Source organism: Candidatus Nitrospira neomarina (genome assembly GCF_032051675.1).
GTDB lineage: Bacteria > Nitrospirota > Nitrospiria > Nitrospirales > UBA8639 > Nitrospira_E > Nitrospira_E neomarina.
In genome coordinates, this window is sequence record NZ_CP116968.1 from 365,741 (window position 1) to 383,224 (window position 17,484).

Here is a 17,484-nt window from a genome sequence, read left to right on the forward strand (position 1 = left end):
GTAAATTATTTGCCAAAGACATCCTTGAGTAAATCTGTAACGCGCGCTGCAGGGTTAGTCCTGATTTTTTGCTCTTCCTGGGCTAATGTGTGAAACAGCCCGTCCAAACTTTTTCCAACCACATAATCGTCCAGATCAAATGCCGGGACTTTGACAAACGGTAGCATCGTATATTGTCCCACCAATTCCTTGTATTGCGTGGTGACCCCGACTTGGCTCATTGTCTTCTCCACTTCAGGTTTAAACGCCTTGGCAAGTTGATCGCGTGTTTTACCTTGGAAATAATCAGTCGCAGCGGTATCTCCTCCATCCAGAATTTTCTTGGCATCGTCAAAGCTCATGTTGGTGACCGCATCTTTGAATATGGGTTTGGCCAAGGGAGCGGCCTGCTCGGCGGCCCGGTTCATACTAACCACCAACTCATCAACTTGGGGCCCGAATCCGGCCAGTTGAAGCGCTTTATCCATGGATTGAAGTTTTTCGGGCAGTAAGATTTTTATAGCTTCATTTTTTAAAAAGCCGTCTGTGTTACCAGTGAGTTTCACCGTATTTTCCGTTCCGACGATCAGAGCTTCTTTAAGGCCAGAAATTATTTTGTCATCTTCGAGGGTTTTTGCACCAGGCAGAGACAATTTATCGATCTCATTCAGAAAGTCCCCAAATTGTGCGAAGGCGATCTGCGGAAGGAGCAAGAGGAGAACACTCATGATGACGGGAGAAATGATCATTGTTCACTCCTTTTTTGAAAAAGGAAGAATGGACTAGGAGGGTAAATGGAGTAAAACTGGAATCGGGGGTAAAGAATATCAGAAGCGATGCATCTCATTCTCTTCCTGTGAGATGGGACCCACAAGGAAGAGGGGAGACGCTTGCGCCCTGGGATTATCCTGGGGAGGATAGACTAAAAAAACATAAGCAGTCTTCAAATCTCAGAAGGCAAAGTCCAGCTCTTCCTCGTGGGTGGGTCAAAAGCACCCTAGGAGTGTGAGATGCCTTAAAGTTAGGCTATAGGAGTACAACTCATCCCGGATCCCCTGCCTTTATTTGATGATGCTAAGGGCCTAGAGAGGAGTGGACGGGTTTTCTTTTTCATCGCCTCCCGTTGAGGGTTGAGGCGATTTTCCAGAATTACGGGATCAATGACTTCACCGCATTGCAGGCACCGTTTGGTCAGGATTTCCATTCCACCGGCATCGTAATTCACATTCATGCACCAATGGGAGACCATAAATCCTCCACATCGTGTACAGGTGTCCGAATGCCTTGGATCCACCGTTTTAGTGCTTGGAGCGGAGTGAGCTTCTTCTCGCTTAATGGGACTTTTCCCAAGTGTTGGGGTCTTTTTCTGTATTCCGAAATGTCCCATATGTATCTCCTTTTTACTGTTTATCATAACATATGTATTAAAACGTCTTGTTGATAGATATAGCTCTTTGATCTTAAGTCAAGATTAATCCAATATTAAAAAATTCTCATAATTGTATAATGAGAAACATCACTAACTCCCATAAATGTGAATAAACCTTTAATAATTATAGAGATTGAATATTAATATAGTACTAATTATTAAGTTAATTAATTTAAGTATAATTATCGTAAAGTAAAAATTTAATGAAGATGGTCCGAATGGGGCGTGGCTTTTAAAAGCCCCATAGGTGGGGGCCAAAAAACGTAAGATCAGGATGATTCCCAGATGAGAAAAACCGTCTTACCGCCAACGAATGTGAACAGGAGTGGTCTTTTCTCCAGATAGGGTAATGCTTTTTTCAATAGTGGTCCCACCTGAATCGGTTGCTTTGACAACATATTTGCCGGGAGAAAGATTGAGGAATAACCAAGGACCTTGTACCTCTTCACCTGGAATAGATACCACGGTCGTCTGATCGGAGTTGAGCACCTCAACTGCCACACCAGCTAAAAAAGCGCGTTCGCCTTTCACAAATATCAATTTAAGGGAATAGGGTGGGTAGGACAGGCTCCGTTCCTCCTTACCTAATCCGGCGCTGAAATATTGAACAGCATTCTGCTCATGGAGAGGGAACCTGAGTTTATCTGGGATGCTTCCGCCTTTCAGTGGAATTTCTAAAAACTTGGCGAGAGGTTCCGAGCCTTCACCTGCAGCGGCCCAGGTTGAGGTTGAAAGGGTTACCAAACTTAGGATCATCAACAGACATGCACCCAATCCTAACGTCACAGACAACTCTTTGTTTTCTGCTTTTAAGCCTTTTTCCGAATCTGTTGTCGATCTGCCGGTAATTCCTGGTCTCACGGGCCACACCTCATCATTTCCAATTAAAGGTTAATTCTTTAATCAAACCCTCGAATGACTATAGATAATAACAATTTTTGGGTATTTGAAAATAGCGCTAATAAGAATTGATCAAACTTTGTCCCCAGGGGATACAGACAGGCAGTAGAACTGAGCACACCCGATTCAGGCATAATCCTTTTGTAAAGGATTACCGAGGTCATTTGAAGAAAGCATGAGAGAAAATGTGCTCTCAACTTATGACGAGGCGGGTGGAAGGTCTTCGGGGGTAGGTTCCATTTCCCCAGGCGGTCTTGGCATGTGCCCGACGGATTTGAGGTCCATGAGGTCTTTTTTGGGGCTGATTCCAAGGGATTTGAATTTTCTGGCCGTGGGCCAGATCCGATTCTCCAATGAGGTGACCGTCGCATTATAGGATTCGACGGTCCGACCTAACGCTTGCCCAATTCTCCCAAAATGTTCTGCCAGAGTGCCCAGTCGATCAGCGAGTTCTTGTCCGAGGATACTGATCCGTTGGGCCCCTTCCGCCACTTGTTCCTGGCGCCAGCCGTAGGCAATGGCCCGCAACAGGGCAATAAAGGTGGTGGGTGTGGCGATGACAACTTTTTTCGTTAAGGCCGACTCGACGAGGGAGGGGTCGCGTTCGGCCGCGGCAGCTAAAAACGAATCATTGGGTATAAATAAGACCACAAATTCCGGAGCGGCTGGAAATTGATCCCAATATTCTTTTGAGGCTAATTGGCTGATATGGCGTTTTACCTGGCCGAGATGTCGATTGAGGGCGGCTTCCCGGTCTTCGTTCGTGTGGGTTTCCAGGCTATCTAAAAACGCACTGAGCGGCACTTTGGAATCGACCACCACATCTCTTCCTGCCGGGAGTTTGACGATCATGTCGGGACGCAAGCGCCCGGTTTCGGTGGAAACACTTTCCTGTTCAAAAAAATCGCAGTTTTCTGACATACCGGCCAATTCAGCGGTCCTTCGAAGCGCAATTTCTCCCCAGCGTCCTCGAACCTGGGGTGATCGTAAGGCATTCACCAATTTGGATGTTTCGGCTTGGAGGGTGGTCTGGGCGAAAGCCAATTGGCGTAACTGTTCGCCCACAACACTGAGTTCACGAAGTCGCTTATCTTCTAAGGCTTGCGATTCTTTTTGGTAGGTACGTAGGGATTCGGTCAGCGGCTGCAACAAGGATTCAATGGAGGTCTGGCGTTGGTCGAAGGAAGCCGTCGCTTCATCCTTCAGGGCTTTGAACTTTTCCTCGGCCAGGGTCAAAAACCCCCTATTGTTTCCCGCCAGGGCTTCCGAGGCTAAAGAGCGAAAGGTATCCGACAAGGTCAATTTCGCATCCTCCAGCAGGGCCCGCTGTTCGGCTAGGTGTCGTTGCGTATTTTCGAGGTTCGTTTCGGCTGACACTTTGGCCACTTCCATCAGACGAAATTCTTGATAGACTCGTTCACGTTCCTGCTGCAGGGTGGCGAGTTGGGCGCGAAGTTCTCCTGCTTGGGCTTGGGCCGATGCCAATCGGGTGGTGGTCTCTTGTAAGGCTTGGATTTTCCTTCCTCGATAGACAATGGAACATATGGCCCACGCGATGGTCCCTCCGACCAGCAGGCCGGCCAAGAGAATCCATAATAGCTGAGGGTCGTAAGAGGCGATCATGCTGGAGAAGAGAGAATTCAGACGGACTCCGAACGTGCCTTACAGCACATAGACTTGGAAGAGATCCTCACGGTTTTCAACCCCTGGCCGACATACGAACGGGGCGGATGGCAAGGTTTGCCGCCGGGAATAATTGATCAGGGAAGAATTTTGACCCATTTCGATAGACGTATTTCTGATTCTTGGGTACAGTAGGATTATGTTCACTTCATGCGATTCAGGGTCACGCAGGAACAGAGGTTAGGATAGCAAATATGGAAAAAAAATATCGCGTCTCTATTTGGTATTTCATTATTGCATTCTGGGGACTCATTATTCTCCAGGAAATGTATTTTGCCGCCCAACATATGGATGAGGTGCCTTATAGTCAATTTAAAGCCTGGGTTCAAGAAGATAAGGTCGCCGAGATCTCCATAACTGACAAAGTCATTCACGGAAAATTAAAATCTGAAAAAGGGGGAGAGGATCCCCACTGGTTTCAAACGGTGCGCGTCGATGATCCTGAGTTAGTGTCCTTACTGGAAGACAAACATGTGGAATATGCCGGTGTGATCGTCAGCACGCTCTGGAAAGACGTGGCTTCCTGGGTCGTCCCTATTCTGGTTTTTGCCGGGATCTGGTTTTGGATTTTGCGAAAAATGGGACAAGGGGCGGGTGGCGGGTTTATGCGAATCGGGAAATCCAAGGCGAAAGTCTATATTGAAAGCGATATCAAGACTCGTATGAGTGATGTGGCCGGAGTCGATGAAGCTAAAGTGGAACTCATGGAAGTTGTCGAGTTCTTAAAGACGCCGGAAAAATTTACGAGGATCGGGGGACGGATTCCCAAGGGTGTGCTCTTGGTGGGGCCGCCCGGCACAGGGAAAACCATGCTGGCGAAAGCGATTGCGGGAGAAGCCGGTGTGCCGTTTTTCTCCATTAGCGGATCGGAATTTGTGGAAATGTTTGTGGGAGTGGGAGCAGCCAGGGTGCGGGATTTGTTTGAACAGGCCATGGTTAAAGCACCCTGTATCATTTTCATTGATGAGTTGGATGCACTGGGAAAGGCTCGGGGAACAGGGCCCATGATGCACGAAGAACGGGAGCAAACCCTCAATCAATTGCTGGTGGAGATGGATGGGTTTGATCCTCGTGTGGGGGTCATTATGTTGGCCGCAACCAATCGTCCTGAAATTCTTGATCAGGCCTTGCTCCGTGCAGGCCGTTTTGATCGACAGGTCCTGGTTGATCGCCCCGATCGACCTGGAAGAGCCGCTATCCTTGCCATACATGCCAAATCCATCAAGCTGGCTCCTGACGTCGATTTAGACAAAATTGCCGCCATGACTCCGGGAATGGTTGGGGCCGACCTAGCCAATGTGGTCAACGAAGCTGCGCTCCTGGCCATTCGACGAAGTCGGGAGACGGCCGAACACAGGGATTTTGAGGAAGCTGTGGAACGTGTCATTGCCGGTTTGGAAAAGAGAAACCGCGTCCTCAGTGTGGAAGAACGGAAACGAGTGGCTCATCATGAGGTCGGGCACGCGTTAGTGGCAATGTCCTTGCCCGGATGTGATCCCGTCCAAAAAATCTCGATCATTCCCCGTGGCATTGCAGCCTTGGGTTATACGCTACAGCTCCCGGTGGAAGACCGGTACTTACTCACCCGGTCTGAATTAGAAAATCGCATTGCCGTGTTGTTAGGGGGGCGTATGGCGGAAGAGTTGGTCTTTGGAGAGGCCTCCACAGGAGCGGCTGATGATTTGCAAAAAGCCACTACCATCGCCAAACGGATGGTCAAAGATTATGGGATGAGCGATAAATTGGGAACGGTGGCCTTAGACGAATCCGTCCAGCCGACGTTTTTAAAAAATATGGAGTCACATGCGACCCCGACCTATTCGGAGCACACCGCTCAACAGGTCGATCAAGAGGTGCGCCGACTCATTGAAGAACAAGGCAATCGCGTCCGGGAATTGCTGACAAAGCTTCGGCCGGTCCTGTTGAACGGGGCTGAGACCTTGTTAAAGGCAGAAGTTATGACCGGAGAAGAGTTGATGGCGCTTCTTCACGTCAAGGAAGCAGAACCCATCCCAGGCTAGTTTCAATCGACAACATGAGGTTTTCGTTTCCGAATACCTCCACCCTGACATTTCCAATTCATTCCTGCCAGGTCTGACGTTCAGACCCGGCAGGAAAAACACCATTCCAAAACATCCCGCAGTGTCAATCTCCTCGTCTTGTTCGGGAGAAGATCAGGAATTCATCTCACCCAATTCCTCAAGAAAGCGGGTTAGCCTCAGTGTTTCATGAAAGGGAGTGTTGAATAATAAGGATGTTCAAGGGCAAATTTGCGCAGGATTAGATTACCCATCAAAGGCTACGGGTCGGTTCAAAAAAGTCCGTCCAGCAAGGCCGCAGCCGTTTTAACGCGCGGAGCGTACGCGTAGTACGTGAGCACGGAAAAATGGCGAGAACGCCGCTGGCGGCTTTTTTCAACAGACCCTGAAATAGAGGCGGAAATCGTCAATTCATCAATAGTTCGATGTTTTTCTGGAAGATGATATGATTTCGGTGCCTGGGAGGGATGGGCTTTCCCCGGATCCTGAAATAAAGCGACCAGCATAACCGGAGGACTGAGGATGTTTAACACGATCATTGAACCCTTTCGTATCAAAATGGTCGAACGTATCCGGATGACGACAGAAACCGAACGTCGGGAATTAATTGCCAAAGCCGGTTACAACGTCTTTCGACTGCACTCTGAGGATGTTCTGATCGATCTCCTGACCGATAGTGGCACCGGGGCCATGAGTGCCAAGCAGTGGGCGGCTATCATGCGGGGGGATGAAAGTTATGCGGGAAGTCCATCGTTTTACCGGTTTGAATCTGCGGTACAGGAATTAATGGGATTTCCGCTCGTCATACCGACCCATCAGGGAAGGGCGGCGGAACGCATCTTGTTTTCTACCATCTGCAAGGCCGGGGACGTGGTTCCCAATAATACGCACTTCGATACCACCAGGGCCAACGTGGAATTTTGTGGAGCCCGGGCAGTAGATGTGCCCTGTCGCGAATTGGCCGATCTCTCCAGTGAGTTTCCCTTCAAGGGCAATATGGATGTTGAAAGTCTTCGCGCGGTTTTTCAAAAAGAAGGGCGCGAGCGTATTCCGTTGGTGATGATCACCGTCACCAATAATTCCGGTGGAGGGCAACCGGTCTCGATGGCCAACATGAGAGAGGTGGCCGAGGTCTGTCGCGCTTTTGACCGACCGTTATACCTGGATGCCTGCCGGATTGCAGAAAATGCCTATTTCATTAAACTGCGCGAACCGGGATATGGGGACAAAATGGTCCGCGACATTGTTCGTGAAATGTGCGATCTGGCCGATGGCTGTACGATGTCCGCAAAAAAAGATGCCATTGTGAACATCGGCGGATTTCTCGCTACACGCAACGCCGAGTTGGCCCAACAAGAGCAAAATCTGTTGATCTTAACCGAGGGGTTTCCCACTTATGGGGGATTGGCCGGACGTGATTTGGAAGCCATGGCCGAAGGGTTAAAGGAAGGCGTGGAGGAAGATTATCTCCAGTATCGCATTACCTCCACTGGGTATCTGGGTAACCATTTGCATGAAGCCGGTGTGCCGACCCTGCGGCCGCCCGGTGGACATGCCATCTACCTGGATGCGGCCCGCTTCGCACCGCATCTTCAACCGCTCGATCTGCCAGGTATTTCGCTCTGTGTGGAGTTATACGTGTTGGGAGGCATTCGAGCCGTGGAAATCGGCACCGCCATGTTTGGCAAGCGCAATGCCGAAACCGGGAAAGAAGAGGCGGGCCCTCGTGAACTTGTTCGGTTGGCGATTCCCAGGCGGGTCTATACCCAAAGCCATGTAGATTATATCGTGGAAGTGGTGGAAGAAGCGTTCCGGCGGCGTGAGGGTTTGAAGCCGTTTCGATTTCTGGAACAAGCGCCCTTTCTCCGGCATTTCACTGCGCAATATGGAATGGTGAAATAACTTTACAAACGAACAATGCAGAAGTGGGGTAAGAGGCATAATTGCCAGTTGTTTCTTAGCGCTTTCGCCTGAGGTTTGATGCATCGCACAATTGACAGGTATTGGTGAAAGACGAATTGTTTCAGTGGGATCAAAGAGTTCTTTATTTTCCCGGGACGCCAGTCCGGGAGGAAATAAAAAGAAAGGAGTACGGAGATGCGTTCCTTCATTCGCATGACAAGTTTCCCAAAACGAACGGCTGGGAATTTTTCTTTTTGGAAGTCTCCAAAGAAGGCACCAAGATTGCGGATCGGGGAGACAGCGTCGTCAATGTCTCGCAAGGGGTCACGTGCTTAAGTTGTCATCAGCCGGCGGCCAGGTTCGACTTTGTTTGTGAAAAGGGGCACGGGTGCGCTCCAATCCCGTTCGATGATCAGAAGATCGCGGCCATTCAAAAAGCAGACCCCCGCTGTACCCAAAATTAGGGAGGATAGTTTTGAGGTGATGTATGGCTCAAAAGAGGTTTCGAGCCGAATAAGAAACCTCCCGCACCCCTTGGCTCATTTATTTGAGAGCATTAGAGGGGGTGTAAATCGGCACGGCAATGTTTGGAAAATGCAACGTGGAAACCGGGAAAGAAGTGCGGGGTTCCCTAAAACTCATTTCGTTTTCTTAAGCAAATTCCCTTTCTCCGATATTTTGCGGGCATTAGGAAATGGTAGAACGACCTCCAGGACGAAGGTTGGACAAATAAGGCAAAAGGAAAATTTTCCTGCTTTTAGGTAAGGCGATGTTAAATTGGAAGGCAAAATTCTTTATACAATTGCCACAACTTGGGGCACGGCCCTGTGAGGGTTGAGCCATCAGGTACAGTATGGGATGCTGGATATGCAAAAGCAGGTTAATGAAATTCCAAATTTTTTTCTCATATTTTATCTAAGGGACTTTCAAACACCCCTTTTTTAAGGGGTTCGTTAAAATGGCACGAATGTTACGGACGCCCCGCACGTTTCTGCGCTCTCAGCCAACCGTATGATTTGAAATTTTTCCTTTGCAAAAATATACCAACCTTGTGAACTGGCGATTTTTTGGGTGTATTTGTCGAGAGATTCAGTATGTTGCAGCGCGGGGTAAAACAGCTTAGCCAGACACACTACAACATCCTCCCTACCTGAATCCCAGAGGGCTCTAATATAATATCGATCCCCTTCTACTGATCCGGTGGGGAATATAATCCTCGTCTTCATTCCAGCCTGAACTTTTTGTGCCAGGTCATTTAGCTCTGCCTCTGGTCTTGTTGTATGCGTTCGGTTTACCTCTAAAGCTTTCTCTAGAATTTCTTCTGCTCTCTTTTGCTCCACTCTGAACAATGTCTCTTTTGCTACTTGTCGCCTTGTCTGATCCGTTGAGAGAAGGTCCATGGCAACTATCCTATTGATATCAACTCGACTAATGATTTGCTTGGCCTTGCTTGCTAGCTCACGATCCGTGTGTCGAGTTAGATCGAGCATGACCAAAACCCTGGATTCGGTAGGAATTAGAGCTTCAAAGTAGGCTTCAATTTCTTCGTCATTCCATTTTTTCAATTCGTCGAGAGCCGTGATTTTCTCTGCTACATGGCTTGATGGATTTTCGAGCTGTAAGATAGTGACCTTCGAGTCGGAATTGGTCAATGTAAAAAAGGTTGAGTTGAGTAACGTTAGCTCCCTATTCATGACAGGTTTCCAGCCGATTGGATTGAAGGCATATGCTACATCCGTAAATGGATCTTCGGTAAATCTTGATTTCGCTTTCACCTCATAGAGGGGTTTAATGGCAGTTCTTTCAAGAGTTTCATCCCAGGTAATCGCATACTTGGGTTCGGGATCTGGGGTATACTTCAGCTCCAATATCTCTGGATCAGTTCCCCGAGGGTCCTTGCTGTAGTAGAGACTGAAGGTGTTCTGATCATTGAAGGGCTTGTCTTTTATGATGAGAAAGTGCTGGTGGCGGAGTTGTCTGGCCTCTGGGTGTAGCTTTGGAATTAACTCTTGTCGTAGATAGAACTCTGTAGATGTTAGGCGTTCATAATCTTGAAGATTCTTAAAGACACCCTGGAAGACATGTGTAGAAGGTTTTTTGTCTCCGGGCCCACGAAAAAACCACCAACCAATCGATACGACTACCAAAAGTATTCCGAACCATCCACTTAGCCAGAAATAGCTTCGGTAAGTATTTTTTTCAGTCTCCGTGGCGGGGGGATCGGTTCTCATACAAGCTTTTCTATAAATACTGTATGCCCAATTGGTGATAAACAAGTTAAACAAAAGGGCAAATAGAAAAGGGCCATACGAGAATGCGTCAGAGGCAATGTTTCTCAACTCTGGAAAGGAAACAGTAAATTGGTTCATATCCCGTATTCTCTTTCTTGCAGTTATATTAATGAGAAGTACGAAAAATAGAGCGGGATCCTCCCTTCCCTCTTTCTAAAAACCGTGTATGTCTAAACAGTAGGAATTTTCAGACAAGTCATAAATAGAGAATTTGGGAACATTATAATTCGTTGCAAGTAGTGTATTTAAACTTAGAAATACAATCAATTGATTGAGTCCTATCCTTTATAAGACTAAAAAACCTTTCAAAACTTCTGTTGAAGATAAATACGGTACCCCAAAAAAATCTGCCATACCCTCAAAGCAAGCCATCTTTGACAAAAATATTAACCTCTTAGTTGGGATCAGGAGCAAAAGTAATTTGAGACACAGGGATAGGACGTTACAACGCAAAGGCCTAATTGGAAAATTTTTGCATTTACGAATCGGGGAGGATGTAGAAGAGGCAATCGCTTTGGGCGATTTCTGCGTTTGTCGTGACCATCATGAGCCGGCTGGGATGAGCCAATCGAAGTTCGCCGTTGTGCACGGAGAAAATCGCTTTGCTGACGTTTTGTCCCCTCGCATTCTTGGCCCACAGGACATCCAGGCCCCGCGCTCCGACCCAACCCAGAGTCTCCTGTGGAGACCATAGTCCAAAATTCAATCGATCCACATCTGAAGGAAGGGTGAGATCCACTTCGGAAACCGGTCCACCGTTAAAGGCCACGGTGGCCCCTTCCTGCAGTTCCACTCGAATGGGATGATGGAGCACGGTCACCGGTGACGAGATATCTGAAAAATTCTTGGCCATGGCATACCGTGTTAATCCGCGGAAGGCCAGCTCATCGGCCTGTGGATCTCGTGCCCAGCCTGCTTCGATGGTGACGGTCGGCCAGTCATATTCCGTCGCTTCCATTAATGTGCCTAACCGCAAATCGGTCACAATCAGATGATCACAAAAGACTCCCGTCAACGTTTCATGGGTTTCCCGGTTCAGGGTGGTCACACCATATGCCGGACTTCGGCCTGAAGTGTTATGAAAGTCAATCAAGGCTTCAGGTTGGGCCTGATGCAGTTCGTGGAGCATGGCTTGGGCGATGGTCCCTTCCTGTCCCTGAAACGGAGATCGAAAACACCGATTGAGATCTTTTCCTTCTGGTGGGTATCGATGAGAAAACATTGGTCTGGTCAAGGCCGCTCCGATGGATCCGATAAAACAGAGCATATTGACTTGGGGTTGTCGTCCTTCCCGGAACCATCGATGAAGGGCGCGCACGCCTGAGGGTTCATTCCCATGTAATAAGGTACAGACGGCGCGCGTGCGCGTGGTATCCATGCCCGGAAGCCAAAGAAAGGTAGGCTCACCAAGCTTCATCAGGAAATCCTCGACCGTCGGCCCCACGTCTTGTGGTGTGGGTGCTTCCCATCTGGGTATAGGTCGTGCGGGGTTCATTCGGGATTCAGACTCCAGTGTGAAACAGGCGAGCCCGTATGGGCGGATCGCAGATAATCGTCGAGCATGTGCGTGAGAGCCGTGGGACGGTCATGCCCCCGGCTTTCATACTGTTCCAACCGATGGACCTGCCAACGAGCACCATTCATCCGGGTCTCCAAGCGATGCCGGATCACATTCAGCATGGTGTGGATTTCTTCCTTCTCCACTCCGCTCTCCTCCAAGCCCTTCTCGGCTACCGGCAATAATTCCCCGGCCAGGTCACACACGGATATTTCGCGCAACCCATGCCCCGGCTGACCCGGCCATACTAACATGGCCTCCATCCCATATTCGGCAGCCCGATAGAAATTCCGGTGCGCATATTCAAACGGAAACTGATGGAGGAGCTGTTCGATCTGCTGTCGCATGCCTAAGGTCAGCCCTATCACAAACGCCGCATTGGCTGCCATATCAATCGGCGTAGGTCCTGAGGGTAGGGATCGAAATTCGACGCGAAAATGTCCATTGGCACCAGCATCATAGATTGCCCGATTCCAACGCCAGACGGTTCCCTGGTGCAGGCGTAATTCCTCGAGCTGCGGCAGTTGCCCTCGACTGAGGCATTCCATCGGATCTTCGGAACTCATCACCGGCAACAAGGGGGAATGAAGCGCCACGGCTTCCGCAAATAACTCATACGCGCCTCGACGGACCCATCCATGGCCAAACGACACTCTGGCCGGTTGATGCCAATCACCTGGTTGGACTTTTCGACTGTCGATGGCTTGCTTGAACAAGGCCACGCGGGTTTCTTCCCACAGCCGATGCTGCAAAAAAATGGGACTATTCGCACTGAGAGCCAAAGCAACGGGTGTGACCAGTTGCGCCGCATTAAAGACCTGAGCAAAATCCTGAGGATTCACCCGAAGATGAATTTGAAAAGAGGTCGTGGCCCCTTCCAGCGTGACATCCGGACAGGTCACTGTTAAGGGCTCCGGTCCATTGATGTGTATCGCAAATGGACCTTCGCGCAACCGTCGAAGGCCGGCCGAGAGCGCACGATAGCGTGGGAGATCCGACAGCACCGGCGAATCCAGTTCTTCGGCGCAGAGGGTCGGCAGGATGCCAATTGGCGCAATGCGTCCTCCCCATTTTTGCGCACAATATTCCAATGATTGGATGGCGTTCGCTAATTGCGCCCGGACATGGGAAAAGGGATGGCCCGCCAAGGCGACGGGAGACAAATTATATTCTAAATTAAACCGGTCTAACTCGAGTTGGAGGTGTTCATCATGCGCGCAATTCAAAAGGGTCCGGTTAATGGGATAAGCCCGGCCTTCGCTATTGATAATTGAGAGTTCGAGTTCCGCCCCGATGGAGAGAGGACCGACACCAAATCCCGGCTGCTCCACCACATGCCTAAGAGCTTTCAAGCTTTGAATGAGCCGTTGCCCGAACCGGGTAAAATCCTCTTCGTTAAACTGGTCGCGATCAATACATAAACCCATAGGAGTGTTTCATACCTGATTTCCCGGGCAAGGTAAAGAAGCCCGCCTGGACGAACCGTGTTCCGGCTCACGTGAGGGGGCCGGCTTTCTTGTAAGTTATATTCATGAAAGCAATGAATAGTTCCGAAATAGAGGCGAATAGGATTGTGTGAAGTCCCTCAGTGAGGCCTGCCAGTGCTCTGTCGTGAAAACAGGGGCCGGCAGAACAATGAAAAGGAGAACGGAAAAATGAAGCCAGTATTATGGTTGAGGAAATCGGCTGGTGTCCTTTTCGTCCTCATGTGTGGGATCGGCATGGCCTACGGGATGGATCACAGCAGGACGCCTCTAGTGAAAATACGGGCATCCCCGGAGCGGGATGTCGCACCGAGCACTGTGAGCTTGAGGGTGTTTACGGATTCAGTCCCTGAAGTGGAACTGATAGCCTGGGATTATGAAGGCGATGGAAGATTTGACGCAGAGGGGCCTCATCTCCATTCTCAGACGGTCACCTTCTCAAGTGCCGGACACTTTTCCCCTCGGGTGATTGTAACCAATACACAGGGGCAAACCTTTGAAGCGACGACCGACGTCGTATTAGAGAATCCAGAAGACCTCCAGGCTGCCCTCAATGCCCGGTGGTCTGGCATGCTGGCGGCCTTAGCGAAGCAGGATATTGAGGGGGCTGTCGCGTTTGTGGCTATCAGAAGACGTGATGCCATGCGACATGATTGGACCGTGCTGGCTGATCATTTAGGAGAGATCGCGAATCTATTTTCCGTTCCCCTTCAACTGACAGATGGACAAGGATTTCGGGTGGTGGCCAAATCAATCGACCCATTGCCCATGGGGAAAATCCAATTTCCCTTAGAGGTAGAGTTTGTATGGGAAGCAGATCATCAATGGTATATCAAAAATTTTTAGAATCCGGCGTTTTTTCTCAAATCCAATCCTGGCTGGAAATGATCTCTGAAAAATGTGTTGTGAGTTTTCTTTCTTATAGCTCAGCTTTTCGATAGTCGCCCATCGTGTCGGGATCGGCTCTTACCCTGTGAGCAGAGCTTATGGTGTATAGGGCAAATTCACCTGGCTTAAGGCAGGAAAGATTTGCGATCCCTTTACTCTTTGAATTAAGACACCTCAAATCCCCTTCGCTATTTTCTCAGACCCCCCCCTGCAAATTTCCCGAAAAAGGGGCCCACTCAGGCTAGAATAGTCGCCACCCCAACAGACCTCCCATTCTTTCCCAATATTACCGTTAATTTATAATGCGTATCTCAGTCTGGCTGGTGCGGCTATTGGATTAGGTTAAGCAACGGATTTTTGCAACATGAAACCTGTTGGTTTTATTGAGTTTGGAAAATGGTTGTAAAAGGGATACTTTGCAACAAATACTCGATTCCACCATTTCACATTTAATAATTTCTAGCCACCACTGCCAAGGAGAGGCAAGTGCTGTTTCAAAATGAAATTATTAGTTCATTTTTAAGTTCTCTGGTTAAGAGGTTCCATTCCGTTCTACATTTTCCTAACAATGCAAATGACGAGTCTAAATCATCCAAAATTTTCCCGTTTTTGTCGTATGCTTCGATGGTAACGGACCCCAGAATCCCAGCTTGGGTCCAACCAAGAAAATTGATATCGATCACTGCAAAGGAATGATGGCGGGTAAACCATAGGCGGTTCGTGTCCCCATCTGTTGGCGGATTAGAAATATCTCTTGCAGTTATCTTTCTTCCAAGTGCGGAGCTCGTGACCTCAAGAATTTTTGGCTTCAGGCTTTTCTCTGGATAGGGCTGGCATTCGCTGTGATGCACGTCACCGGAAAGCACAAGAACGGGCCCTGGGACTTTATTCATGATTGTATCGAGGATCAGTGCCCGTTCACCCTCTGCTTTTTTTGAAAATCCTTCAAAAGCAGAATTCTTTGATGTAGTGCGGATTAATTGACTGCTAAAAACGACGAGCTTTAATGGAGCCGGACTCTCCTTAAGCCCATCAAGCAACCATTGGCACTGTATGGGGCCAAGAATATGTCGTTCTTTTTTAGCTGCATTGCGATTGCTGTGATACCGACCGTCCGTCATAAAAATGTGCAAAGGCCCCCATTGGAAATCATAGTAGATGTGATTGCCATCGGTTCGATAGGGATGATTCCACATTACCCGGTACACCCCGGCGGCGTTGTCGCGACGAACCCATTCAGTGAGATCCTTATCGTAAAATCCGTCGCAGTTGTTGAAACTAAAGTCATGGTCATCCCATGTACTGAAAATTGGAAGAGAGCGAGCAACAGGCACAAACTGCGGGTGATTGCGCGCCTGGAGTTGCCGCTTTAGCATCTTGGTCACGGAAGCCCAGTCATGTGGATTGTCCGGAGGACCTGGCTCACCCGTTTTTATGGTTGACTTTTCATTAGTTCTGAAATAGTAGCAGTTGTCGCCACACAGGATGAGAAAATCAAGTTCTTTAGTTTGGAGTGCTGAAAAGGTGTCGAGGTCTGTTGCCTGGATATGGTTTGCACAAGAGCCTAGGCCGATGCGGATACGCGCGGGCGTAAGAGGTGATGGCGGAAGAGCGGTCTTGAAGGAAATCTGATCAATCACGCTTTGATCATCGGCTCGAGCCAACTCAACCTGATATTGGGTATTGCTTTCGAGGTGTTTAAAACGAAGGAGCTGGATCAGACTTTTGTCGTCAATACCATCAATGCCCTCACGAATCTCTCCAATTGCAGTGCCGGTTTCGGGTTTCTGGTAATCCGGATTCGTTACCACTTTATGGTTGAGTTTCACAATAATGTCATCAGAGGTCTTCCCCCCTGTCAGCCACAGCCATATTGTGGCCGTATTGCATGCCACATCGCCGATAAATGGTCCCCCGAGCAGAGTAGACAATCCCGGCCAACCTGGGACGCCTCCGTAGGATTCTCGATGCAATAAACCCAAACGCCTGGGGTAGTGAGGGGCAACTTCATTTTCATCCATATCCCAGCGGAGGTACTCCCGCTCCTTGAAGAAATAAATGTGTCCATCTGGCGGATAGTAAAGTGCCGAGTCGATCCCTTGCTTGAATGCATCAGGGAAAGATTCCCAGCCTGTGATCCCAAGCTGACGAATCTTTTGACCATCCCTAGTCCTAACTACCCCTGCATCGGGTTTGTACATGATGTAGTATTGGCCCTTGAAAAAGTAGACATGTTCGGATTGTGGATCATACATTGCTGCATCAATTTTGTAATGAAACTCGTCTGGGAACGACACCCATCCGGTGACGCCGATGGTGCGCATTTTTTGGCCGCCATAGGTCGGTTTAACACCCACACCTGGCTCCCATTTGACATACTGTCCTCCCTTAAAAAGATAGAAAAACCCGTTAGGGTAGCTTAATGCCGCATCGATGTCCGATTTAAACGGCTCCGGCAAGCCAATCCAGCCATCCACCCCAATCCGGCGTACCTTAGAACCGGCTAATGTCTGTACGCCTCTGCCATCTACAAACTTCAAGTATTCATTTTTGCGGAAAAAGTACGTGGCATTATTGCCCGGAGAAAAGACGGCCGCATCGATTCGATCGAACATTTTCGCCTCCATTTTTTAAGGATTCGAAAATGAAATCGCTTCTCATACACTAGAGCCGATTGGAAGCTTAAACAAATCCGCAGTGCGCTGGTGTTCCGATTGCACTGCAATGCTTACCATGCTCGAAATTACGGGGATCTTCCTGTTTGATTTCACCAGGGTAAAGGTTTAAGGCGATGCCGCGCCGTACTGTAGGTTAGTAAGCCCGACGCTCTTCCAGCGACAGCGGCACAGGGTCAGGACGTAAAGGTTGTCATATTCGTTGCTGCCAATGGTGACGACCGGACCGCCAAACTGAGCGATGACCTGCGGTACGGTGTTACTGTGCCCCACCACCAAAACCTTCTGGCCATAACGGTTTGTGCGAATGGTGCTCACAAGGTTCGCCACGTCGGACGAGGCAGCCACTGCCGGCGTGATGCCAAGCAGGCTAGCGGTCGGCGCCGCAGTCTGCTGGGTACGAGCGGCCTCGCTGGTGTAGATCGCGCTAATGCCTGATTTCTCCATAAGGTGCGCGAGCACCTGGGCACGGGCAGTTCCAGCTGCGGTAAGGGCATCCGCTCCGCTCTGCCGATCGGCGTGGCGCACCAGCAGCACAGTGGTTGGGATTCCCCAGCAGAAGTACCAGTAGACACCCGCGATGGCGACCAGAGTCCCGGCGATGATGATAGTATTGCGCCAGCTTAGATCCCGTGATTTCCAGTTGTTCATGGCGA

Annotated in this window: 13 protein-coding genes; 3 read left to right on the plus strand and 10 right to left on the minus strand. The window is 49.2% G+C overall.

Annotation, left to right across the window (positions count from 1 at the left end; translation table 11 throughout):
• Window positions 1-5 precede the first annotated feature (5 nt).
• The 4 genes from PQG83_RS01655 to PQG83_RS01670 form a co-directional block, all read right to left on the minus strand.
• Entirely contained in the window at window positions 6-728 is a 723-nt protein-coding gene (locus tag PQG83_RS01655; RefSeq protein WP_312746039.1) for a DUF4197 domain-containing protein, read from the minus strand.
• A gap of 272 nt (window positions 729-1,000) precedes the next feature.
• Window positions 1,001-1,366 carry a hypothetical protein gene (locus PQG83_RS01660; protein ID WP_312746041.1) on the minus strand — a complete coding sequence of 122 codons (366 nt, stop codon included), beginning with the start codon at window positions 1,364-1,366 and terminating at the stop codon, window positions 1,001-1,003.
• Between the two features lie 342 nt (window positions 1,367-1,708).
• Complete coding sequence (locus PQG83_RS01665; RefSeq protein ID WP_312746043.1) at window positions 1,709-2,269, minus strand: carboxypeptidase-like regulatory domain-containing protein; 561 nt, start codon at window positions 2,267-2,269, stop codon at window positions 1,709-1,711.
• 237 nt (window positions 2,270-2,506) lie between these two features.
• Window positions 2,507-3,892: a DNA recombination protein RmuC gene (locus tag PQG83_RS01670; RefSeq protein WP_312746046.1), complete on the minus strand. Its 1,386-nt coding sequence runs from the start codon at window positions 3,890-3,892 to the stop codon at window positions 2,507-2,509.
• A 293-nt stretch (window positions 3,893-4,185) separates the two neighbouring features.
• Between PQG83_RS01670 and ftsH the strand changes: the two genes are divergently transcribed.
• The gene (gene ftsH, locus PQG83_RS01675) at window positions 4,186-6,012 is read left to right on the plus strand and encodes an ATP-dependent zinc metalloprotease FtsH (RefSeq protein ID WP_312746048.1); all 1,827 of its coding nucleotides are present in this window, start codon (window positions 4,186-4,188) and stop codon (window positions 6,010-6,012) included.
• A gap of 290 nt (window positions 6,013-6,302) precedes the next feature.
• Here ftsH and PQG83_RS01680 read toward each other — a convergent pair whose 3' ends face one another.
• Entirely contained in the window at window positions 6,303-6,563 is a 261-nt protein-coding gene (locus tag PQG83_RS01680; protein WP_312746050.1) for a hypothetical protein, read from the minus strand.
• Between PQG83_RS01680 and PQG83_RS01685 the strand changes: the two genes are divergently transcribed.
• The gene (locus PQG83_RS01685; protein ID WP_312746052.1) at window positions 6,553-7,932 is read left to right on the plus strand and encodes a tryptophanase; all 1,380 of its coding nucleotides are present in this window, start codon (window positions 6,553-6,555) and stop codon (window positions 7,930-7,932) included. The genes PQG83_RS01680 and PQG83_RS01685 overlap by 11 nt on opposite strands.
• A gap of 953 nt (window positions 7,933-8,885) precedes the next feature.
• Here the strand turns inward: PQG83_RS01685 and PQG83_RS01690 are convergent.
• The 3 genes from PQG83_RS01690 to PQG83_RS01700 form a co-directional block, all read right to left on the minus strand.
• On the minus strand, window positions 8,886-10,301 hold the full coding sequence (locus tag PQG83_RS01690) for a hypothetical protein (RefSeq protein ID WP_312746055.1): 1,416 nt from the start codon (window positions 10,299-10,301) through the stop codon (window positions 8,886-8,888).
• Window positions 10,302-10,701: 400 nt separating this feature from the next.
• Window positions 10,702-11,640: a M14 family metallopeptidase gene (locus tag PQG83_RS01695; protein WP_312746057.1), complete on the minus strand. Its 939-nt coding sequence runs from the start codon at window positions 11,638-11,640 to the stop codon at window positions 10,702-10,704.
• 74 nt (window positions 11,641-11,714) lie between these two features.
• Window positions 11,715-13,208, minus strand: coding sequence for a glutamate-cysteine ligase family protein (locus PQG83_RS01700; RefSeq protein WP_312746060.1), 1,494 nt, complete (start codon window positions 13,206-13,208; stop codon window positions 11,715-11,717).
• Between the two features lie 228 nt (window positions 13,209-13,436).
• Between PQG83_RS01700 and PQG83_RS01705 the strand changes: the two genes are divergently transcribed.
• On the plus strand, window positions 13,437-14,111 hold the full coding sequence (locus PQG83_RS01705) for a PKD domain-containing protein (RefSeq protein WP_312746061.1): 675 nt from the start codon (window positions 13,437-13,439) through the stop codon (window positions 14,109-14,111).
• Window positions 14,112-14,647: 536 nt separating this feature from the next.
• Here PQG83_RS01705 and PQG83_RS01710 read toward each other — a convergent pair.
• Together PQG83_RS01710 and PQG83_RS01715 are read right to left on the minus strand one after the other, a co-directional pair.
• Entirely contained in the window at window positions 14,648-16,768 is a 2,121-nt protein-coding gene (locus PQG83_RS01710) for an alkaline phosphatase D family protein (protein WP_312746062.1), read from the minus strand.
• A 168-nt stretch (window positions 16,769-16,936) separates the two neighbouring features.
• On the minus strand, window positions 16,937-17,479 hold the full coding sequence (locus tag PQG83_RS01715; RefSeq protein WP_312746064.1) for a SixA phosphatase family protein: 543 nt from the start codon (window positions 17,477-17,479) through the stop codon (window positions 16,937-16,939).
• Window positions 17,480-17,484: the final 5 nt, after the last annotated feature.